This is a genomic window from Oryzifoliimicrobium ureilyticum, from assembly GCF_037199735.1.
Taxonomy (GTDB): domain Bacteria; phylum Pseudomonadota; class Alphaproteobacteria; order Rhizobiales; family Rhizobiaceae; genus Rhizobium; species Rhizobium ureilyticus.
In genome coordinates, this window is sequence record NZ_JBBBVQ010000034.1 from 1 (window position 1) to 20678 (window position 20678).

18 protein-coding genes and 1 pseudogene are annotated in these 20678 nt (G+C 56.1%); 7 read left to right on the forward strand and 12 right to left on the reverse strand.

Translation table 11 applies throughout. The annotated features are described in order from the left end of the window. The coding region (locus VQ830_RS26935) for an RHS repeat domain-containing protein (protein ID WP_337271239.1) at nucleotides 1–1583 on the forward strand (1583 nt) is incomplete at its 5' end. Further along, nucleotides 1583–1951 carry a hypothetical protein gene (locus VQ830_RS26940; protein ID WP_337271240.1) on the forward strand — a complete coding sequence of 123 codons (369 nt, stop codon included), beginning with the start codon at nucleotides 1583–1585 and terminating at the stop codon, nucleotides 1949–1951. The genes VQ830_RS26935 and VQ830_RS26940, both read left to right, overlap by 1 nt. Nucleotides 1952–2096: 145 nt before the next feature. Here the strand turns inward: VQ830_RS26940 and VQ830_RS26945 are convergent, their stop codons facing one another. Together VQ830_RS26945 and VQ830_RS26950 are read right to left on the reverse strand one after the other, a co-directional pair. After that, the gene (locus VQ830_RS26945; RefSeq protein ID WP_337271241.1) at nucleotides 2097–2627 is read right to left on the reverse strand and encodes an RNA 2'-phosphotransferase; all 531 of its coding nucleotides are present in this window, start codon (nucleotides 2625–2627) and stop codon (nucleotides 2097–2099) included. 366 nt (nucleotides 2628–2993) lie between these two features. Further along, a protein-coding gene (locus tag VQ830_RS26950) for an IS630 family transposase (RefSeq protein WP_337271242.1) occupies nucleotides 2994–4054 on the reverse strand; the annotation gives its coding sequence in 2 pieces (ribosomal slippage) (nucleotides 2994–3562 and nucleotides 3562–4054; 1062 coding nt in all). A gap of 832 nt (nucleotides 4055–4886) precedes the next feature. Between VQ830_RS26950 and VQ830_RS26955 the strand changes: the two genes are divergently transcribed. Then, complete coding sequence (locus VQ830_RS26955; RefSeq protein WP_337271243.1) at nucleotides 4887–6578, forward strand: RHS repeat domain-containing protein; 1692 nt, start codon at nucleotides 4887–4889, stop codon at nucleotides 6576–6578. 546 nt (nucleotides 6579–7124) lie between these two features. Here VQ830_RS26955 and VQ830_RS26960 read toward each other — a convergent pair. After that, a pseudogene (locus tag VQ830_RS26960) lies at nucleotides 7125–7763 on the reverse strand (IS3 family transposase); the annotation flags it as partial. Nucleotides 7764–7802: 39 nt separating this feature from the next. Continuing rightward, nucleotides 7803–10775 carry a Tn3 family transposase gene (locus tag VQ830_RS26965; protein ID WP_337271244.1) on the reverse strand — a complete coding sequence of 991 codons (2973 nt, stop codon included), beginning with the start codon at nucleotides 10773–10775 and terminating at the stop codon, nucleotides 7803–7805. Nucleotides 10776–10904: 129 nt separating this feature from the next. Here VQ830_RS26965 and VQ830_RS26970 point away from each other — a divergent pair, with 129 nt between their 5' ends. Genes VQ830_RS26970 through VQ830_RS26985 form a run of 4 tightly spaced genes read left to right on the forward strand, consistent with a single transcriptional unit; the run spans nucleotide 10905 to nucleotide 13402 of the window. Further along, complete coding sequence (locus VQ830_RS26970) at nucleotides 10905–11540, forward strand: recombinase family protein (protein WP_337271245.1); 636 nt, start codon at nucleotides 10905–10907, stop codon at nucleotides 11538–11540. A 46-nt stretch (nucleotides 11541–11586) separates the two neighbouring features. Next, entirely contained in the window at nucleotides 11587–12240 is a 654-nt protein-coding gene (gene plsY, locus VQ830_RS26975) for a glycerol-3-phosphate 1-O-acyltransferase PlsY (RefSeq protein ID WP_337271246.1), read from the forward strand. Between the two features lie 7 nt (nucleotides 12241–12247). Next, nucleotides 12248–12889, forward strand: coding sequence for a maleylacetoacetate isomerase (maiA, locus tag VQ830_RS26980; RefSeq protein WP_337271247.1), 642 nt, complete (start codon nucleotides 12248–12250; stop codon nucleotides 12887–12889). 54 nt (nucleotides 12890–12943) lie between these two features. Further along, nucleotides 12944–13402, forward strand: coding sequence for a GNAT family N-acetyltransferase (locus tag VQ830_RS26985; RefSeq protein WP_337271248.1), 459 nt, complete (start codon nucleotides 12944–12946; stop codon nucleotides 13400–13402). 36 nt (nucleotides 13403–13438) lie between these two features. Here VQ830_RS26985 and VQ830_RS26990 read toward each other — a convergent pair whose 3' ends face one another. The 8 genes from VQ830_RS26990 to VQ830_RS27025 form a co-directional block, all read right to left on the reverse strand. After that, nucleotides 13439–14824, reverse strand: coding sequence for a TnsB C-terminal domain-containing protein (locus VQ830_RS26990; protein WP_337271249.1), 1386 nt, complete (start codon nucleotides 14822–14824; stop codon nucleotides 13439–13441). 297 nt (nucleotides 14825–15121) lie between these two features. Continuing rightward, complete coding sequence (locus tag VQ830_RS26995; protein ID WP_337271250.1) at nucleotides 15122–15703, reverse strand: DUF1349 domain-containing protein; 582 nt, start codon at nucleotides 15701–15703, stop codon at nucleotides 15122–15124. A gap of 110 nt (nucleotides 15704–15813) precedes the next feature. After that, nucleotides 15814–16452 carry a class I SAM-dependent methyltransferase gene (locus VQ830_RS27000; RefSeq protein ID WP_337271251.1) on the reverse strand — a complete coding sequence of 213 codons (639 nt, stop codon included), beginning with the start codon at nucleotides 16450–16452 and terminating at the stop codon, nucleotides 15814–15816. Nucleotides 16453–16498: 46 nt separating this feature from the next. Beyond that, a complete protein-coding gene (locus tag VQ830_RS27005; protein ID WP_337271252.1) occupies nucleotides 16499–16942 on the reverse strand; it encodes a nuclear transport factor 2 family protein in 444 nt (147 codons plus the stop codon). A gap of 99 nt (nucleotides 16943–17041) precedes the next feature. Continuing rightward, nucleotides 17042–18415 (reverse strand): NAD-dependent succinate-semialdehyde dehydrogenase, encoded by a 1374-nt coding sequence (locus VQ830_RS27010; RefSeq protein WP_337271253.1) that lies wholly within the window; start codon nucleotides 18413–18415, stop codon nucleotides 17042–17044. Nucleotides 18416–18486: 71 nt separating this feature from the next. Continuing rightward, nucleotides 18487–19260 carry an SDR family NAD(P)-dependent oxidoreductase gene (locus VQ830_RS27015; RefSeq protein ID WP_337271254.1) on the reverse strand — a complete coding sequence of 258 codons (774 nt, stop codon included), beginning with the start codon at nucleotides 19258–19260 and terminating at the stop codon, nucleotides 18487–18489. Between the two features lie 78 nt (nucleotides 19261–19338). Continuing rightward, nucleotides 19339–19635 (reverse strand): YciI family protein, encoded by a 297-nt coding sequence (locus tag VQ830_RS27020; RefSeq protein ID WP_337271255.1) that lies wholly within the window; start codon nucleotides 19633–19635, stop codon nucleotides 19339–19341. 37 nt (nucleotides 19636–19672) lie between these two features. Then, nucleotides 19673–20479 (reverse strand): SDR family NAD(P)-dependent oxidoreductase, encoded by an 807-nt coding sequence (locus VQ830_RS27025; RefSeq protein WP_337271256.1) that lies wholly within the window; start codon nucleotides 20477–20479, stop codon nucleotides 19673–19675. Between the last annotated feature and the right edge of the window lie 199 nt (nucleotides 20480–20678).

Below are 20678 nucleotides of genomic sequence, written 5' to 3' on the forward strand. Positions count from 1 at the left end.
CCATTCCAACATCCTCAGGTCCGCGCTCTGCACGTGCCAAGCCTGGACAGATCCGTCGTCTCTACGAATATGACAGTGCCTTTGCGCCCATCAGCATTGACGACAGCACCTGGGGCAAGCGGCAGTTCACCTATGACGATAACGGTCAACTGACGGATGCCGATGCTGCCTTTGGCTCTGAGCGCTTTCAGTATGATGAAGCGCGCAATATCGCGGGTGCTTCCTCGTCGATCTCGTCCGATCCAGTCCCGACGCCTTATGGCCGCGACTTTGACGAGACCTTCGGTTCGATCATCCCGGCACCGAAGCCAGTCGGCTGGCAAACAACGGCGGGCGGCGTCGTGCAGATCGCCCGCGGCCCGAAGGGTGAGCGCATCCAGCTGAAGCATGACGAGTGCGGGCGGCTAATCGAGCGGAGGGTGGAGCGCGATGGCTTTCGCCCACAGCGGTGGCGTTACCGCTGGGACGTGCACGACCGGCTTGTCGGCGTCACGACGCTGGAAGGTGAGGAATGGCTGTTTCGCTACGACCCGTTCGGACGACGCGTGTCGAAAGTCCGCCGCTTTGCTGAACAGGAGCGCCATGCTGCCGCACTACGTTGGCCAAGTCTCGTGGGCGGCGATGGTGTACCGCTCGCCACGCGTCCGGCGCATGAGAGTGCCACGCCCACCGATGCCGTCCCTACCGTCGGCACGGCTTATCTTTGGGATGGCGATCATATGGCGGCGGAAGCGCCGCTTCATCTTGATGGCCATGTGGCTTGGGATGAAGCCACGCACTGGCACTTCGAAGAGAACAGTCACCGACTGCTCTCCAAGCAACTCCCGTCCGGTGAAGTGCTGGCTGTCGTCTGCGATCATCTCGGCACGCCGAAGGAGATGTTCGACGTCAGAGGCGAACTCGTCTGGGCTGCCGATTATCATGTCTGGGGTGCAATCCGTACAGCGCGGATATTTGGCAACCTTGCCGTAGCGCTGAAGCAGGAACGCGAACCGGATGAGTTCTTCTGCCTCTGGCGTTTTCCGGGGCAATACGAAGATGAGGAAACCGGGCTCTACTACAACCGGCACCGGCACTATGATCCGCTAGCTGGGCAATATGCGAGCCCGGATCCGATAGGATTGGCAGGAGGGGAGCGGCCGCAGGGATATGTTCAAAATCCCATCATAATGATTGATGTCCTCGGTTTGGCTGCGGAATTGGCTAAAAATCCTTTCTCTTTCACTCAAACAACCGCAAGTCCCAAATTTAGCGCAGAGGGTGCCTTTAGCGGTAAAACAATTAGCGACGTTGCGGATATGTTGAGAAAAGGACAGCTAACCCCGGAGCAGGTTCCGGTTCAGGTAATCGTCGTTAAAGGACGGAATTTGGTAGTTAATACACGATCTTCATTAGCTCTAAGGCAAGCGAATATTCCCGTTGAAAAGTGGAAACTGATCGATCTAACTCAAGACGCTTCAACTCAAGCAGCAATCGCGGAAAGGCTGACCCGCAATGGGCTTTCGGAACTCGGAACTCCTACGATTAGAGTTACAGGGTCTGGATCAAAAGCAAGCACCTATATTGGATCAGGAAACAATTGATGGAAGTAGTCTGGACATTTCCAAATGCACCTACCTCGCTGTACGAAGGCCCGTTTCTGAAAAATGAGGGTGGAAGAGAATTTTCACTGACATTTTCATTTGAAAATGAAAAGGGCGAGATAGATGAGAAGGCTTTTCGTTTTCAAAACGTTTGGGCATACAAATGCAACTTTTTGTACGCCCTTGATCGTGACTTGATGAAGCTTTCGTATGGGAAACTTGTATTACTTGATAAAGCTGGTTGGCTAGCGGAAATCGGATATCAAGAAGGCCAATTTGGTTCTTCGTCCGCAAAGCTGAAGGCGTTCGCTGTTACGTTTGATGATGGGCCGACGTATCAATTCCTCTGTGAAGAAGTGATACTGTAACAATGCCATGATGTCACGTCACGATCCCAGTCGCTAGCAATGACACAGGAGCGGCTCGAAACCGACGATGAATACTGATTGCCTAAGACCGTATCGGTCCAGCTTCACCGACGTATGGCTTGGCAAGGGAAATTTACCAGAACGATCAAATTCTGAGGTATGTTGGCGGAACACGATCTGTCAGCCATACGCCATTGTCAGCCTGCCAAAAAGCGAATCCTGCTGCCTGCATCTCACCTGCTGCGACGCGAAGTACAACCGGTTTGCCGTGCCGGCTGCCGACCTTCACTGCTGTCTCCTCATCCAGGGATAGGTGTACGTGTTGCCGGCTGCCAGCACGGAGACCTTCGGCAATAATGGCATCGAGATTATCTCGTGCTGTGCCGTGAAATAGGATATGTGGTGGCTCGGAAGGCTTGAGGTCAAGGTCAATGTCAAGGGAGTGGCCTTGAGCTGCTCGAATACGCTGACGATCCTCCGACAGTGTAAATCGCTTTTTGTCGTTTTCGGCGACGACAGTTTCCAGCAGAGATTGATCAATCTGGAAGCCTGCCTCCCGAGCTTTCGCGATCAGCGCATCGACTGAGGTCCATCCATTCGCGTCAAGGGTGATGCCAAGCCGTTCAGGCGCATGACGAAGCACATGGCTCAAAAGTTTACTGATCTCTTTAGTCATTTTTCTTCCGTACTCACATGCTGCGAAGTGCAAAGATACTCAAGCAGAGAAACAACTGCTACAAATTTTTTCACCTTTGCTCGTGATGCCAGTTATGGACCGGGTTCGCGACGAAAACGTCGGTATCGTTTTGCATTTAAAGACAAACTCCGCATTTATGTGGTCAATCCTCTAAATTTGACAGACACCTTACGGTTGCGCGCAAATCGTACCGTAGATGAGGCAGAAAATCCTGCTTATAAAAATCTCTATCCGAATGACTACGTTGCACCTCACTCCGCAGGTAATCTTTGGCGTCGTAAAGATGGCAGGCGGAAGGCTGGCCGTAACGGCTCAGAAGTTACACCTAATACGCATCCTCATTGATCAGAACCCATTGGCCCATTCTCTGCGTCCGATGGTCATGATGCGCCATGGCTGGCTTTCGAGCTTTCGCCAAGCATCGCAGCGGTGGGCAACGATATCATCATAGGATTTGAAGATACGGTTCGACAGCCAGTTCTCGCGCATGAAGTGCCAAAGGTTTTCGACTGGGTTAAGCTCAGGCGACTTCGGCGGCAGAGGCAGGATCGAGATGTTGGGGGGAATGGCGAGATTGTTGGACATGTGCCAGCCGGCCTGGTCCATGATGAGGATGGCATGCGCGTCATCGGCCACGTGCCGGGAGATTTCGGCCAGGTGCTGCGTCATAGCGTGGGTATCACACCACGGCATGATCAGTGCGGCCGCCTTGCCCAGCTTGGGGCAGATGGCACCGAAGATATAGGCAGAGCGGGTTCGCTGGTCGTGCGGGGCGGATGGCCTTGAGCCCCGCTTTGCCCAGCGGCGTGTGATCTTGTTCTTTTGACCGATCCGGGCCTCATCCTGGTACCAAACTTCTATGCGTCTTCCTCGGGCCGCTCCGGCGGAAATTTCTGCCACTGCGGTGGGGAAACTTTTTTAAAATCCTCAATGGCCTGAGGGTCCTGCGCATGATGTTTGGGGCGGGCAGCGAGCTTGCGGTAACCCATGGCACGGACCTCCCGGCTCAGTGTCTGTTCGCTCACCGAGACGCGAAACTCTTCCCAAATCCATTGTGCCAGATCGCACAGACGCCAGCGCACGACACCGTCGAGATAGGGTGTCGGCCCCCGCTCGATGGCTTTGGACAATGCGGCCCGCTGAGCATCGTTCAGCAGTGACTTTGGGCCAGGAGCCTTGCCATCGATCAGTCCTTCAGGACCACGTTCGTTGAACCGAATGACCCAGTCGCGCACGATCTGCAGAGTGACGTTACCCAGTTGCGCCGCATCCGAGCGCGAGCCTCCGTCATAGATCAGCGCAAGCGCCAGCAGTCGACGAGCCTGAGCCGCATGCTTGCTTTGACGAGCAAGACGCCGAAGACCTTCAGCGTCAAAATCTGCCCGCAGTGGAATTCCTGTTCGCATCCGACCCCTCCAGTTTGCACCAGAGATTCAGATTCATCGCTCTTTGGAAAGGCCAAAGAGTCAGCATCAGAGAGACACCGTATAAAGGCTGGTATGCTTTTATCACTCGATCGGATGGTTCGATTTTAATTACAAAAAGAGGATCGATAGGAGGCGAAAACTTTTCGTCTCATTTGTCTTTAAGTAAAGGAGCGGATGTCCGATATGCGGGTCAAGTTCGATTCTCGAATAAAGGAGAACTCATTGAATGGAACAATGGTTCGGGTCATTTTAAGCCTCTTGCCGAAGATACGCCGCATGCTGGGCTTCCGACTAATTTATTCAAGGATATTTTTGAGAAATGAATGCGGATGATGTGAAATTTCTAAGGTCAGCGCGTAAACTGCCTGATCAAGAACGTTATGAATTATTTATAAATCTTTTTCCAGCTGCCGACAGCATGATGGCGGCCAGAGCGGTAAAGCTATTTTCACGATGCTCGTGGAAGAACAAATATAAAAATAAGCTGCTGAGGCACTACGGTCCTTCGTTCCATGGACTGCATTAGTTTTATAGTAAAAATATTCTACAAATTCATGAAGATAGAATCTTTATCGAAGATAATATGGGAGATATATGGCGGCGATCCGAAAGATAGGGATTTCGCTAAGTATTGGATGGGCTTTATATATCGAAAATATCCTAAAGATCATCCCGTAGTAAAGTTCTGGGAAGATAATCCTAATTAAATTAAAGGCTATGTAATCCTCCCTATGGGGATACCAACAATCACAAATAAGGGCCTGTAGGGTGGGCTTGCCGGAGTTGGTCACTGGTTGGCCAGCGGGGTCAATTGACGGCGCAGGCAGCCGGTCCTGCTGTTGCAGGTAATCTTGACGTATCGCGGCTTGGCTGGACCATTCCGTCCTCTTCAGGTCCGCGTTCTGCACGCGCCAAGCCTGGACAGATCCGCCGTCTTTACGAATATGACAATGCTTTTGCGCCCATCAGCATTGACGACAGCACCTGGGGCAAGCGGCAGTTCACCTATGACGATAACGGTCAGCTGACGGATGCCGATGCTGCCTTTGGCTCTGAGCGCTTTCAGTATGATGAAGCGCGCAATATCGCGGGTGCTTCCTCGTCGATCTCGTCCGATCCAGTCCCGACGCCTTATGGCCGCGACTTTGACGAGACTTTCGGTTCTGTCATTCCTGCACCGAAGCCGATCGGCTGGCAGACAACGCCCGGCGGTGTTGTTCAGATCGCCCGCGGCCCGAAGGGCGAACGCATCCAGCTGAAGCACGACGACTGCGGGCGGCTGATCGAGCGGAGAGTCGAGCGCGACGGCTTTCGCCCGCAACGCTGGCGCTATAGCTGGGACGTGCATGACCGGCTTGTCGGTGTCACGACGCTGGAAGGCGAGGAATGGCTGTTCCGCTACGATCCTTTCGGACGGCGTGTGTCGAAGGTCCGCCGCTTTGCCGAGCAGGAGCGCCATGCTGCCGCACTGCGTTGGCCGAGCCTTGTGGGCGGCGATGGTGTGCCGCTCGCCACGCGTCCGGCGCATGAGAGTGCCACGCCCACCGATGCCGTCCCTACCGTCGGCACGGCTTATCTCTGGGATGGCGATCATATGGCGGCGGAAGCGCCGCTCCATCTCGATGGTCATGTGGCTTGGGATGAAGCGACACACTGGCATTTCGAAGAGAACAGTCATCGACTGCTCGCCAAGCAATTACCCTCCGATGAGATGCTGGCAGTGGTTTGCGATCATCTCGGCACGCCGAAGGAGATGTTCGACGATAAAGGCGATCTCGTCTGGGCCGCCGACCATCAAGTATGGGGTGCCATCCGCACCACCCGCACTTTTGGCAAACTTGCCGTTGTGGCCAAGCATGGGCGAGAACCGGATGAACTTGCCTGCCCTTGGCGGTTTCCGGGCCAGTATGAGGAAACTGAGACAGGACTCTACTACAACCGCCATCGACATTATGACCCGCTGACGGGGCAATATGCCAGCCCTGATCCGATCGGATTAGCGGGTGGGGACAGGCCACAGGGATATGTCTCGATACCTTCTCTATGGTCGGATCCACTTGGTCTCGCGGCGGCCGGTCCGGTTAACTTCATGGGGGATGCCGATCAATTTTTTCGCAATGCGTCGCGTCGGCCTGCATCAAACGTTGATCCGAATGGAGGATTCGATGTTGTCGCCCACGGAGATCCTAATCTAATCGAAATAATGACACCGCGAGGCCCAATAGCCGTGGATCATCGCACCGCTGCCGTTATGATCAAGAACTCTCCAGGGTACAACCCGGGGACGTCCGTCCGCCTGCTATCGTGCTCAACTGGCGCTTGTAGCACTGGTTTTGGTCAAAACCTCGCAAATAAGCTTGGAGTCCCAGTAACGGCTCCGACAGATCTTCTATGGGCATATCCCGATGGTAGAATGCTGGTTGCTCCGGCTCTGCCAAGTGGACAGCCTGACCTTTCTCGACTAGGCAGCTTTAAAACTTTTATACCCGGGGGAAACAAATGACTGCTCCTTATGGTGATTGCCCTCAATGTCATCACATGCTCGAGAAGTTCGAAAACGGAACCGCGACAGGTGTTCGTTGTCAGTTTTGTGGTTGGAGTGTAGTGACGACAAACCAACGATCTTTCACCTTAGATCCTCAAGTTTATACTGTGTCCTTGACGGATGCTGTAGACGATGCTGCACATGTCCGAGCAGTGTCGAAAATAAAAGGAATAAATTTCCCTCAGGCGAAAAATTATATTCGAAGCAGTGATCTTTCGGAGTTTTTGGTAGGCAGGGCAATCCACATACACAAGTACATCGAGTATTTGCAAAAGGCCGGCGTAAATTTCCGGGTATCTCCTGAGTACCCGCATTTTGCGAATGCACCCAAAAAGCATCCTGTTTATACGAACTTGCGTTAGCTGGAGCCGTCGTATTGCTGTCCGGTATCCCTTTTCTAATAAGAGCCTTCAAAGTAGAATTTTTTCGGGCTTTATGAACGAGGAGTGTTGGTTTCCGTGCGGAACTGAGCCGGTGGGGGTGCGGATAAAAAGTTGGACTGTTTTAAATGCTCAGGCCGAGGCTCTTACGATATTCGGCAGGGCTGAGTGATCCCAGTGATATTTTGATGCGCGTTTCATTGTACCATCGGATATAGGCGTCCACCTCTGCCACGAACTGCTCGATCGTGATGACCTTCCAGTCTCGTGGATAGAAGAGCTCGGTTTTCAACCGACCGAAGAACCCTTCGCAAGCGGCGTTGTCTTGCGAGCAACCCTTTCGAGACATCGAGCGAACCAGTCTCGCTTCGCTGATACGGGTTAACCAGCCGGGCCATCGATAATGGGCTCCGCGATCAGAATGGATGATTGGCCGTTCCTCGCCGTTGGCGACGGTTCCGATGGCTGCATCCAGCATGGTGTTGACGAGACCTGCATCCGGTTGGGTTCCGATGGACCAGCTGATGACCATGCCGTCAAAGCAGTCGATGATGGGCGAAAGGTACACCTTGCCTGCTGGGATCTGGAACTCGGTGATGTCTGTCAGCCACTTCACGTTCGGCGCTTCTGCATGGAAGTCGCGATTGATCAGGTTCTCGGGCGCTGGACTGATCTCTCCCAGATAGGATCCAAACCGCCGCCGACGCGGCGTGGCAACGACCAGCTGCTCCTGCTTCATCAATCGCTGGACAACCTTTTCGGCCCCTGAACATTAAAGGGACATAGATATACGGTAGGCGGATCATGGGATGAACGGGATTGCGCGGAACCCGTTTTTATCGAACTCCGGTTTTTCTTCCCACAGGTAATCGCCGGTCAGGTTCACATGCTCCCATGTGAGCGGCGACAGGCTGGAGAGGAGATGGTCCGGGATGGCCTGTCCCGCATTGCGCAAAGCATCGACGACGCGACCGGTGTAGATTGTGTTCCAATGTATGATGGCGGTGACAACCAGGTTGAGCGCGGATGCCCGGATCGAAAGATTTTCCTGACTACGATCGCGGAAACGGCCGAGACGATGAAGATTCACGGCCCGCACGAGGCTGTTCCGGCTTTCGCCTTTGTTCAATTCGGCCGTCGTGGTCTTGCGTAGTTGCTCATCGTTGATCCAGTCGAGAGTGAAGAGGGTTCGCTCGATCCGGCCCATCTGGCGCAACGCCTGGGCCAGACCGCTCTGCCTCGTTGTCGCCGAAAGCCGCTTCAGCATGAGTGAGGCGCTGACTGTGCGGGTGCGCAGCGAGGTCATCAGACGCAAGATATCGTCCCAATGCGCCCGGATCAGATCGGCGTCGATCCGGTCACCCATGACGTTCTGAAGAATTCCGTATTGCTTGGCCGGTCCGAAGCCATAGAGGCATCGCCCGTTGAGATCGGGGATGCGCGGCACAAACGCGAAGCCGAGGGCATGGCAGAAGGCGAACACAAGATCGCTGACGCCGCCGCCATCGACATGGTGACGGGCAATATTAAGACCAGCGTCGGTTTCCAGCAGAGCGTCGAGCACATGAACGGCTTCACTCGCAGTCGCGGCGATGATTTTGGTGTGGAAGGGCGCGTATCGACCAGAGATCGCGGTGTAAAGCTTGATGATGGGATTGTTTCCATACCTACCATTGACGCCGCCTGCCACCTCGCCACCATCGCCAAGATGGATATGTTGTCCGTCCGACGAGGAAACAGCGTGCGATCCGAACACAGTTGAGAACGGCGTGGAGTGTTGGGCCTCAACCAGTCTGGCGAGTGCCAGCGCAAAGGTCTCCTCGCGGAAATGCCAGATTGCCATTTGTTGTAATTGACGGCGTGTGATGCCAGGGCAAGCATGCGCCATCTTCGAGAAGCCGAGATTTGTGGCTTCGGCGATCAGCGCTGCATAGAACACCCGCAGATCGGATGGTGGCCGACCTGTTTGAAGATGCTCGAACAGCGAGCTGAAGCCGATCATCCGGTCGATATCGGCCACAAGGTCCGTCAACCGGATCGGCGGCATGGTGGCTGCAACGCGTCTCGCAAATGCTATTGCGGCTTCAGTTTCCGTGGTCTTCACTGCTGGAATCCGCAATCCCTTCGCGCCGATGCGGGTATCGCCCCGGCCGGTTTCCAGGCGACGTGCCGCCTCACGCAGCTTTTGATCCAGTGCTTCGGCTTTCTGGGCGAGATAGGTCTCGACGTCGGTCGGAATCGCGACCGGGATGCGGGCCTCTGCTTTGATGACAGCAAACGTCTGTTGTGAGATCATGTGCTCGTCAAGTGCGCGGTAGGCGCGGGACCCCCTGATCCATATATCTCCGGCGGCAATCCTGTTCTTCAGTTCGACGATGAGAAACAGTTCCAGCATCTTCCGGTCGATCGCGCCGTCACCGCCAACGATTTCCTTGCGCCATCGCGCATTCGCCAGCAGCAGCGCCTTGTGGAACCAGGGCTGCTCTGCCGATCTGGAGCCATTCCTCCAGGCAGTTTCCATCTGCGCGATAGCCTCGATGAAATAGGTGTTTCGGCGGTTTCCTTCGAAGGTGAATGATGCCAGAAATGGAGCGGTGAACCGCCGGACACGGACATATTGAACCGACAGGTAGGTGATCAGATCATCCTCGCTCCGAGGCCTTTTGACCGCCTTCGCCGAGGCTGTTGCCTGAATGAGCGCTTCCCAGCTCGTGACAGTGGTCACCGCTTCATCAAGGGAAAGCCCGGATTCGCGTTGAGCGGTTATTGCTTCGCCGAAATTTGCGAAGAAATCGAGCGCGGATGTCGCTGACGATGCGCTTTCGAGGAGTTGCTTGTCACGGGCTGACTCTGCCTGCCGAAAACTCTTGCCGATCAACGTCTCAAACATGCCGATCGCCGCGTCGGTGAGTGCGACTTCCATTTCCAGAAGAAACGCCGCTAATGTCGTGTGACGGCGGCCTGCGCGCATCTGTTCAAAGTTCTGGGCAGTTAGACGACGACCTTCCTGTGCCATCCGGCGAACACGGTGAGCCGGGATCGCCTGAAGCACAGCATTGGAAATATCGACATGCCGCACGGCCTCCAGCCGATCGATCAACCCCCGCATGGCCGTTGCCCCTGCTTTGCCGGGAGGCTCCCGCAACCAAGATATGCCGCTCTGTTTTGCGCGTCGTCCCGCAATGAGCAATGCTTCCAGGCGCACGACGAGATCGGGCGTCAATCTTGCAGCAACATCGGCATACAGAGCCTCTTCGGCTTCGGTGCACGCTTGCCCCGCCAGCCGCTCGAGCACGGTAATGCCAGGAATAACGATGCGTCGCCGCCGCATCTCATCAGCCAGGGTTGCGACGACAAATTTATCTTTCGTCGAAGCGATCGCAATGCCGCGTGCAAAAGCAAGCAGATCGGTGCGCAAAGGATGAGACAACTCGGTGAAGCCATAGTGCTGGCGAAGGATGGCAAGCTGCTCGTAGCGAGTTGGTGCTCTCCGCGCAAAAGTGGCAAGCGCCTCCGGTTCGATCCCGAGTTGTTCGGCCAAAAACGACAGCGCCACCGCAGGGATGACTTCCCCGCGCTGAATCAGGCGACCCGGATAACGAAGCGCGCAGAGCTGAAGCGCCAATCCCAATCGGGTATCATCATGGCGCCGCGTTTCGATAAGACGGCGATCGTCGTCATTGAGGCTCCAATGCCGGATCAGGGTGTCGTCATCGGTGGGCAGCGCAAGGAAGTTCTGCCGTTCAGCATCCGTTAAAATCATACGGCGGGGCATCGGTACTCCGTTTGTCACAAAAAGATCGGAGATAGCCGTTCACGGAGCTTACATTGCAAGACGGGTTATGTGACAATCTACAGGCTTTGGCGGGGCCAAATGAAGAATGTCACACAGACGGACGTATAAATGACAGCCTTGATCGGATACGCACGGGTGTCGAAGGCCGACGGCAGCCAGGTGCATGACCTTCAGCGAGACGCGCTGATTGTTGCTGGCGTTGAAGCCGACAACGTTTATGAGGACTCCGCATCAGGAAAGCGAGATGACCGCCCCGGTCTTGCCGCCTGCTTGAAGGCGCTACGCAAGGGGGACACCCTTGTCGTCTGGAAACTCGATCGTCTGGGCCGCGATCTTCGTCATCTCGTCAATCTCGTTGATGACCTGACCAAGCGGAACATAGGCCTGAAGGTGCTGGCTGGCGAAGGCGCGTCGATCGACACTTCAACCGCGAACGGTCGATTGGTGTTCGGCATATTCGCCGCACTCGCCGAATTTGAGCGGGCGCTGATCGTCGAGCGAACCAAGGCGGGATTGGAAGCTGCTCGTGCGCGCGGCCGGAACGGCGGCGCGCCTTTTAAGATGACACCTGCGAAACTCCGCCTTGCCCAGGCTGCGATGGGAAAGCCAGAGACGAAAGTGGCAGACCTTTGCGCCGAACTCGGCATCACACGACAGACACTCTACCGATTCGTCGATCCTAAGGGAGACTTGCGAGCCGATGGCGTGAAACTGCTCGATCGCCGAAAGCGGCCAATGACATAGACGATGAAATGCTAATCCTCTGAAATCAACCATTGAAGGGACTCTTATGGCTTTCTGGATAGCGAATGTGGCTGGGCTGATGATCGCCTATCTCCTGGGTTCCATCCCAACGGGCTATCTGGTGGGGAAACTCAAGGGTATCGATATCCGAGAACACTGTTCAAAATCCACGGGAGCAACTAACGTGTTGCGGACGCTGGGCAAATTGCCTGCGGCTGTGGTCCTTCTGGTGGATATTTTGAAAGGGGCTGGCGCGGTTGCCTTCGTTCGCTGGGTTTGCCCTTGGTGGATCACACTGTTGTCGAGCACTTCTCCGTCCATGCCGGAACTGCAAGCCTGGCAGCCCTGGGTCATTTGTTTAGCCGGTCTCGCCGCATTACTGGGTCACGCCCGTTCAATCTGGCTGAATTTTACCGGCGGAAAATCCGCCGCCACTGGGCTGGGCGTCTTATTGGCACTGTCGTGGCAAGTTGGCATAGGCGTGGCGATGGTGTTCTGCGGCGGAATAGCCATTTTTAGAATTGTTTGCCTAAGCTCGATGCTCGCGGCTCTGGTCGCGATCGCCTTTATCTTCGTTCTCCCGCAACCGCTGCCCTATCGCTTGCTGGTAATCGCGGGGGCGATTTATGTGATAGCTCGTCACCGCGCCAACATTCAGCGCCTATTGTCTGGGACTGAGCCGCGTCTGGGAGCAAAGTAGTAAAAAAATGACGACGTTGCGCCTTCATACCCGATATCAAAACTCTGCAGGTCAGCGTGTTCGGATCGTGCTCAATCTCAAGGGCTTGCGATATGAATACGTGGCCATACCCTCCCTGTCTTCACCAGACTATCGCAAAATCAATGCGCAAGGGCTGATGCCCGCATTGGAAATTGACGGACGCGTTGTCACCCAGTCGATGGCAATCATGGAGTTGCTCGAAGAACTCTTTCCAGAACCTGGCATTTTGCCTGCTGATCCTTTGCTAAGGGCTGAATCGAGAGCGTTTGCGAATGTCATCACATCTGATCTCCACCCGATCAATAACAACCGCATACGGCGGTATCTAGGCGACGTTCTCAAGGCGGACGAAGCAGAGATACGAGCTTGGTATCGTCATTGGCTCAGTGAGGCCCTGACCAGCTTGGAACTCCAACTCACGCGGCAGACGACGCGATTCCAATTCTGTTTTGCAGATCGTCCGGGATTGGCCGACGCCTGTCTGATCCCACAGATAGATAATGCGCGCAGGTTTGAGTGCGATTTGTCAAAGTATCCTCGCCTGCTTGCCGTCGATGATGAATGCCGAAAACTCGAAGCGTTCATTCAAGCGGCACCCCAAGCGCAACCTGATTATCCAGTATCGTGAGGACGACGACCGCCTGTAGCGCCGTGCTTTTCTTCCGCTCAACAAGGAGCTTCTATGCGAATTCGAATTATCGATGACGCGGATATTCGGAAACTGCTGGAACTTTATCGTCACCTTGATCCCGATGATAAGGAAACGACAACCGAAGACGCCCGCAAAAACTGGGAGTCGCTTAAACGGTATCCCGGGAGCGAAATTATTGTCGGCTGCTTGGACAACGAACTTGTTACGACCTGCACGCTGGTCGTTATACCGAACCTGACGCGCGGTGGCGCTTCATATGCCTTGATTGAAAATGTCGTCACCCATACCGCCTATCGCAAAAGGGGCTATGGAAAGGCTGTTCTCCAGGAGGCCGTAGAGGCAGCCTGGCGCGCAGGCTGCTATAAAGTGATGTTGCTTACAGGCTCAAAACGATGCGCCGTCCACAAATTCTATCAGGAAGCGGGCTTTGAACAGAACAAAACCGGGTTCCAGATCCGACGAATTCCGCCGCGTTCTTCTTTAACCTAAGGAGCCAATTCTCTTCCACCGTATATCTGTGCCCCTTTAATGTTCGGGGGCGATTCGTGGCCGTGCGAGATCTGCAAATCGAACCGGCCAGCTTTCGCCATTTGGCCCGTCGACGAACACGCAGGAAATATCCCGCGGATCGTAACGGACGCGCATCTTGTCCGGCGCACCGGTCCACGGGCTCAGGACATCATCCCAATATTTGAGGCCGAACAGGTGCAGTCCGTCGCGACGTATGACGCGTTCCTCGAACGGCAGGAAATCCAGAACGAAACGGCGTTCGTTATAGGGAAGCCGCAGTGGCTCCCGACGAGAGAGGACGGCATCTTCCCAGGCCAGCCGAGGCGGAATCTTTAGCGCACGGTGAATATCGGCGTGATAGCGGCCAACGATCTCAAGGGTGAGCCACCGCTCCAGCTCGTCAAAAGTCATGACTGCATGCTTTTGCGGATCGTAGTCGCCAAGGGAGCCAATATCGCTCGATGTTGAACCGGGCAGAAAGTGAACGGCGCCCATCATAGTGCCGATAAGCCGCTCGATGTGACCACCGTAATGTGGACGAGCAACAGGTCGATGGATAAGATTTATGCCGTGCTCGGCCGCACCCCAGGCGAGCGCCTTTCCCCGAAACTCCCGAGCGTTGTCCAGATGAATGGCGGTGGGCAAACCATAGACGGGCCAGGCGCCGGCTACGCTCCGCTCCGCGAGCCATGATGCCTTCGGCAACACCATGTGCCGGATCGCCAAGGCGACGGATGTTGACGATGGGTGCTCAAGGCTCAGGTAAAAGCCGGCCACCATGCGGCTGGCGACATCAATCGCCAACGTCAGCCAGGGACGCTGCAATGGCTGGCGGTTTACAGCGTCAACGATGAAAAGATCGACCAACGTGTGATCGATCTGCACGACTTCCAGCACGTGCCTGACTGAATACTCGTCGGTGACGGGTTTGTATTGCTGACGGGCGACGGTAGCACCATCTCGGGCTTTGGCCAGCGTTCTCTGGTCGGAGCGATCAATGCGAACCTTCACGGCCTTCCAGGACGGTGCAGCCAGGTTTCGCTGACGGCAGATGACCCGGACATGATCATGAACGGCGGTGATCGTCGGCCGCTCGCGGCGCCAATAGATCTCATGGATGGCGCAGGTGACGGCATCTTCTTGTTCCGATGACAGGAGCCGCCTCCCCTTCTCTGGGCCAGGCGTTTCATCAAGCAATGAGCTGGTCACCGGTTTTCGACGGAACTGCGCGAGCAGCTGATAAAACCGTGCCGGCTTGAGGCCCAACTGCCTGCACGCGGCGAATCTTTCCTGGCCGGTCAGCTTCTTGACGAAAGCGATGGGCCGAATCACGGCTTCGCGATCCACGGCCTTTTGCCAAGCAGTCCCGCTGATGAGCATCCTATTAGCTGTCTGCACCATCGAGACCTCCCGGCCGAGCTATCGGCTTGGCCACGATCAATTGCTGCAGATCGCAGGATGCTCCCGAAGAATGACAGTTGGAAGACGCCAAGTCTCCAAGGCCATTCTACCGAGGATGGCCGCTCTTGGTCAAACCGGTCATTGCCTACCGAATGCGATGGCGCAGCTTTGCGCCTTCATAGCAGCCGCACAGGCATTCGTTGGTTGTCACTGAAAGCGGTCGTCATTCTAAGCAGAGTCTCCTCGCTTTTGCGCAAGGAGCAAACACTGCAGCGTCTAAATAGTGCGCTCCGGCGGTTACGTCAGGTCGTGGAGGTCCTTTCCCAAGGCCAGCCCGAATTGCCACTCACTAAATCGTACCTCCAAGCCTGCACGTTCGGGAGTGCAGCACACTGGGCCAACGAGATAATGATCCGCTTTTGGAAATGGGCAGAGGCGAACCAGTGGCCATGTCTTTCCATCGTCTGAAGCTTGTATTCTCAGGACGCCACTCTGGACGGTCACTCTTATCCAAAAATCTGACGGGTCGCCGTTATAACGCCCCGTTGCCCAGTCGGAGGTTCCATCCGTAAGCACACTGCCGAGCAAGCCATATCCGTCCGAGAATTCGATCCCGGTTTTGACCCACCGTCTGTCGTCGAGCCTGACCATGAGTCCAGCCTGGTCGTAGAGATGTTCAAAATTTGCCTGGACCCGAATCTGGGCCGTGAAATCACATTCGGCCTGGAATGCGTAGAAATGGCCGCTGTCGCGCACAAAGCCATAGTGTGTCTGTCGCCAAAAGTCCGTGTTGGCGTCAGTCGTCACGGAAAGTTCGATATCCGAAGCATTTGCTTTTGTGGGCTCATTGAGCCACCGCCCATTTTTAAGACTGTACAACCGCGTCTCCCAAGACAACGAGAGGATTTCTCATCTGCATCTCTCGTAAAACAGTAATTTATAGAAAAAGTAATTGCCGCCAACAGGCGAGGTTTGACTGGCGTCTCGGTTCACCGCGCGTTTCTGCGCCTCGTGATGCGATACACACTGGCAGGCGGCAGGTTGGCATAGGTGGTGCTGATACGGACAGCTTTGAGCCCAAGCATTTCCAAGAGACGGCGTGGAACGGGGCAGCGTGGTCCGTAAGTGAACTGATAGAAGACACCGTCCGGGCGCATTTGCCGGAACGATCCGCGCAGGACCGCTGCAACCTGCCGCAGTGACATCGAAAGCAGCGGCAGCCCACTGATCACGGCGCCAGCGTTTAATCGATCGATGTGGCGCAAGGAGGCTGCATCCCTCGCTAGAAGTTTCGCCGCAGGAAATTGTTGGCTAAGACCGGGAAGGAACTCGCTACCTTTCTCCACCAGGACGAGGTCCGTTTCGGCCACGCCGCGCGCCAGAAGCGCGCGGGTAAAGACACCCGTCCCAGGACCAAGTTCAAGTACAGGCCCGGTGGCGCTGGATATTTCCTGGGTGATTGCAAGGGCAAGCCGATGACTGGATGGCACGATAGATGCCACCCGAAGCGGGTTTGCAAGCCAAGCGCGAAAGAAGTCCCAACGTTCAGACCCTTCGCAACGACCTTGGCCTCGTTCCGGCCCCCGCGGGCCGATCTCAAACGGATCTGTGATCACATTGGCGTTCATATTCGCATCCTATCTGAGCGGGCGTACCTCGAGATCAAGATTGATCTCAGCCTTGCTCGGCGGCCTGAGCTGCTGCCATCCGGCGGGTAGCCTCCTCTCCCAGCTTCGCAACAGCGTCCGCCGGCCGAAGCATAACCACCAGATCGACCATCTTTCCTGCCTCGTTGAAACGGACAATGTCGATACCAAAGATAGGACTATCGCCAACGCGGGCGCTGAACTCCAACACGTGGCCATTCTCGCCGTGAAAGCGGCGATGGTACTGGAAATCCTCGAAAATACTGAAGACCAGTTGCAGGATCCCGACGAGCGCTTGCTTCCCACGGTACGGCTCAAGCTGCGCCGGGTTGTGATAGGTGACTTCATCCGTCAACAGGTCGGGAAGCTTGCCCCAATCGCGTTGCGTGATGATGCGATGCCATTCGTTGAGAGCCTCAACGTCGGTTGCGTTTGGAAAGCGTGCGTTTGTCTCGGAGATTGTCGTCATCATGAACGTTCCTCTTGCGGTATTGGATACCTGCTTGGATGGACAAAAGCCGGGGCGGGATGGGCATGGGGTCTAGGGCCCGACCGGGCCTCCCGTCGCCGGTTATGTGCCGGCAACAACGACTAGCTTGCGGTTGACGAACTCCTTGATGCCGACGTCTCCGAGCTCGCGGCCATAGCCCGACCTCTTGATACCTCCAAACGGCAGTTCTGGTCGTGATGTGGTGGGCGTATTGATGAAGACCATGCCGGTTTCGATGCGGGAGGCGAGCGCACGAGCGCGTGGGATATTCGAGGAGTAAATCGTGCCACCCAGCCCAAACTTTGAGTCGTTGGCGAGGGTGACGATCGCGTCGTCATCTTCAGCGATGAACAATTGAGCCACCGGCCCGAAGAACTCCTGGTAGAATGCTGGGTTGTCGGGTGTGACACCGGCAAGGACAGTCGGCTCATAGAAGAAACCGGTGCGCTCTGCCGGCTTGCCGCCCGTCAGAACCTTGGCGCCATGGGCGATTGCCTCTTCGACCTGGCGGCTCAGACCGTCCAGGCCATCGCGGGAAGCGAGCGGTCCGAGCAAGGTGTTCGGGTCTTTCGGGTCTCCCATCGGCGCGTTTTGCATGGCCCCGACGAAGGCTTGCGTGAAGGCATCCGCAACGCCGTGGTGGACGATAAAGCGCTTGGCCCCAGTGCAGATCTGCCCAGCATTGCCAAGACGGCCGAATATGCCGCCTTCGACAGCCTTTGCGAGGTCGGCATCGTCAAGCACCACGAACACGTCGCTTCCGCCAAGCTCAAGCGTCGATTTCTTGAGCATCTCGCCAGCCCGCGCTCCGACCTTGCTGCCTGCACCTTCCGAGCCGGTGAGTGCGACACCCTGGATGCGGTCGTCGCCAATCAATTCCGCCACCTTGGCCGAGGAGATATAGAGGTTGGTGACTGCGCCGTCCGGTGCGCCCGCCTGGCGGACGAGATCTTCAAATAGTGCGGCACATTGAGGAACAATGCTCGCATGCTTGTAGATAACCGGATTACCAACAGCGATGGCAGGCGCAACGACCCGGATCAACTGGTAAATCGGAAAATTCCACGGCTCAATAGCGAGAATGATCCCGACGGGGTGATACTCAACCCAACCCTCGCCGACATCGCTTGCGACGGGCTGGGGCTCCAGGATCCCTTCTGTCTTCTCAGCGTAGTAGCGCGCAATACTGGAACACAGATCTGCTTCCATCTGTCCCTGGAACAGAGGCTTGCCCATTTCCTCCGCCATTGTCGCGGCCAGCAGATCGCGATTTTGCGCAATCACATCAGCCAGGCGTGCAAGTGTAGCCAGCCTCGGTGCGCGCGCACCCTTCGACCAGGTGGAATGAAACAGCGCGTCGGCCTTTGCGAGCGCGGCTTCGACTTGTGTATCGCTATGCTCTGGAAATTCCCGGACGACCTGCTCTGTGTACGGATTGGTGGTTCTGTAGGCCATGGTACTTCCCCTTGATAAGGTGGGATGACAAAAGTCGGTCGCGGCGCAAATACGCTCCGCGACCGGCGCTGTTATTTGCGATAGCGCTCCGCAGGCTGTGCATTGCTGAAGCCATGGGCCAGCACCATGCGTGCCTGCTCGAAAGCCTCCCAGTCACCGTGATGTGGAACGGGCGGAATGGTCACCAGTTCTCTGCGGTCAAAACCGATAAGAGCGGCATCGACGAGATCATCGACCTCCATCACGTCAGGTACCTTGCTGATGTCGCCGCCCATCCGATCATAGATTTCCGTGCGGGTGGCGGCCGGCAGAACGGCCTGTACATAGACGCCTCTGGCGCCGACCTCCGCATGCAGGCTCTGGGTCATGGTCAGCACATAGGATTTGGTTGCCGCATAGATGCCAGGCGAGTACTCCGGCAAAAGTGCGAGAACGGAGGCGACGTTGATGATTGATCCGTGGCCGCGCTCTATCATTCCCGGCAGGACGGCTGCCGTGAGCAGGGTTGGCACCAAGGAATTGAGGCGCAGCAGGTGTTCCAGCGCTTGCGGATCGGCATGAGCGAGGCCGCCAGCCAAACCTGCGCCAGCATTGTTGATGAGAAGGTCGATGGGTGGCTCGGCGCGAAGGCGTTGGCCGACGGTCTGCATCTGGTTTGCATCCGTTAGGTCGGCCGTGATCACCTCGATCTTAACGCCATGCGTCTCGCGGAGGTCATCTGCCAGACTGTTCAGCCGGTCCGTAGCGCGGGCCACAAGAACGAGATCATAGCCGCGCGCCGCCAAACGGCGCGCGTAGACATTGCCGATGCCGCTGGAGGCGCCGGTGATGAGGGCGGTGGTCATTTAAGTATCCTGTTGTTTCTGGCGGTGTTTACCGCCTCAATCTCAAGTTTTGAGGTTAAAGCGCGTTGTGCCTCGCGCTCAGTCCCGTGCTTTCAGATGCAGCATAGGATGATGCTCATAGTGGCCGGCGCCATTGGCTACGATCGGGTCACGCGAGGTGAAGGTTTCGATCTGCTGATCATCGGCAATTCTGTAAAGCGAGACGCCATAGCCGCCTGCCGGATCCATGACCGGCCCGTGGGCGACGATCACGCCCTGCTCCAGCAGGTTGTCCAGGAAAGCGCCATGCCCGGCCATCCAGTTCCTCTCGTCGGCACTCATCGTCTCCAGGAAGTCAGGCCGCGGCGGAATGTATTTGCAGAGGTAGAATTTCATGTCTTTAGCTCCGTTTGCTTGTGGATGAGGCGAATGTTTAGGCCGCCTTTGACACGCTCTTCAGGATCGAGCCTTCGAACATTTTCGGCGCGTAGCTCTGCAGAAACAGGAACATGCCAACCATCTTCCCGACGGGGTTGCTGAACTTTGGCTCCTTGGCGTTGACCAGATCCGAAATCTTCGCCACGACGGCATCAGGCGCTTCGGCATCATCGATGCCTTTCTGCGTCGCCGCGTTCGCCTTCCTGCGATAGGTGTCGTAGTCGGCAATCGAACCAGAGCTTGCCGTAACCGCATTGCTGCCGAGGTTGGTCTTGAACCAGACCGGCTCAACCATGCTGACCTTGATGTTGAATGGGTTCAGCTCGAAGCGGAGCGACTTGAAATAGCCTTCGACAGCGTGCTTGGACGCCGAGTAGAAGGAAAGGTTGGGCGGCCCGATCAGGGCTACAATCGAACTAACGGTGATGAGCTTGCCCGACCGCTGCTTGCGGAAATAAGGCAGGATCGCGTTGGTTACCTTGACCGTTCCCCAGAAATTGGTTTCGAATTGCTGGCGCGCCACATCAAGGGGTGTCTCTTCGGCAAGCCCCGTCACCATGTAGCCCGCGTTGTTGACGAGTACGTCGAGCTTCCTGATGTGCTGGAACAACTCGCTCGGAAACGCCTCAATGGAGGCATCGTCGTCGATATCCAGCCGCAGAAGCTTGAAGGGCACCTTGCCCGCATATTTTTGCGGATCGCGGCTCGTGCCAATGACGGTGTGACCCTCGGCGTGCAGTTTGTTGGCGAGCATCAGGCCGAAGCCCGAGGATGCTCCAGTGATCAGAACGGTTTGCTTCATGGCATTGCTCCTGCCGCATGGCGGCGGTTGATGTGACGTCTGGAGCAAAATATGCCGACGAACCTCCGCCACTTCACTAGCAGAACGTGCCAAAGAAAATTCCGAACGTGCCAAACTTCGGCATCAAGAATCTTGCACGAGCAGGACATGAGAGTCGTCAGGCAAAGCAGATTGGCGTCATCCGCGATTGTCGTGGCGC

What these genes read in the sequence shown, in the direction of transcription:
- plsY (WP_337271246.1), top strand. Translation starts at nt 11,587, where the DNA reads ATGGCTTTCTGGATAGCGAATGTGGCTGGGCTGATGATCGCCTATCTC.
- VQ830_RS26970 (WP_337271245.1), top strand. Translation starts at nt 10,905, where the DNA reads ATGACAGCCTTGATCGGATACGCACGGGTGTCGAAGGCCGACGGCAGC.
- VQ830_RS27000 (WP_337271251.1), bottom strand. Translation starts at nt 16,452, where the DNA reads ATGAACGCCAATGTGATCACAGATCCGTTTGAGATCGGCCCGCGGGGG.
- VQ830_RS27015 (WP_337271254.1), bottom strand. Translation starts at nt 19,260, where the DNA reads ATGACCACCGCCCTCATCACCGGCGCCTCCAGCGGCATCGGCAATGTC.
- VQ830_RS27020 (WP_337271255.1), bottom strand. Translation starts at nt 19,635, where the DNA reads ATGAAATTCTACCTCTGCAAATACATTCCGCCGCGGCCTGACTTCCTG.
- VQ830_RS26990 (WP_337271249.1), bottom strand. Translation starts at nt 14,824, where the DNA reads ATGGTGCAGACAGCTAATAGGATGCTCATCAGCGGGACTGCTTGGCAA.
- VQ830_RS26945 (WP_337271241.1), bottom strand. Translation starts at nt 2,627, where the DNA reads ATGACTAAAGAGATCAGTAAACTTTTGAGCCATGTGCTTCGTCATGCG.
- maiA (WP_337271247.1), top strand. Translation starts at nt 12,248, where the DNA reads ATGACGACGTTGCGCCTTCATACCCGATATCAAAACTCTGCAGGTCAG.
- VQ830_RS27025 (WP_337271256.1), bottom strand. Translation starts at nt 20,479, where the DNA reads ATGAAGCAAACCGTTCTGATCACTGGAGCATCCTCGGGCTTCGGCCTG.
- VQ830_RS26940 (WP_337271240.1), top strand. Translation starts at nt 1,583, where the DNA reads ATGGAAGTAGTCTGGACATTTCCAAATGCACCTACCTCGCTGTACGAA.
- VQ830_RS26965 (WP_337271244.1), bottom strand. Translation starts at nt 10,775, where the DNA reads ATGCCCCGCCGTATGATTTTAACGGATGCTGAACGGCAGAACTTCCTT.
- VQ830_RS26985 (WP_337271248.1), top strand. Translation starts at nt 12,944, where the DNA reads ATGCGAATTCGAATTATCGATGACGCGGATATTCGGAAACTGCTGGAA.
- VQ830_RS27005 (WP_337271252.1), bottom strand. Translation starts at nt 16,942, where the DNA reads ATGATGACGACAATCTCCGAGACAAACGCACGCTTTCCAAACGCAACC.
- VQ830_RS27010 (WP_337271253.1), bottom strand. Translation starts at nt 18,415, where the DNA reads ATGGCCTACAGAACCACCAATCCGTACACAGAGCAGGTCGTCCGGGAA.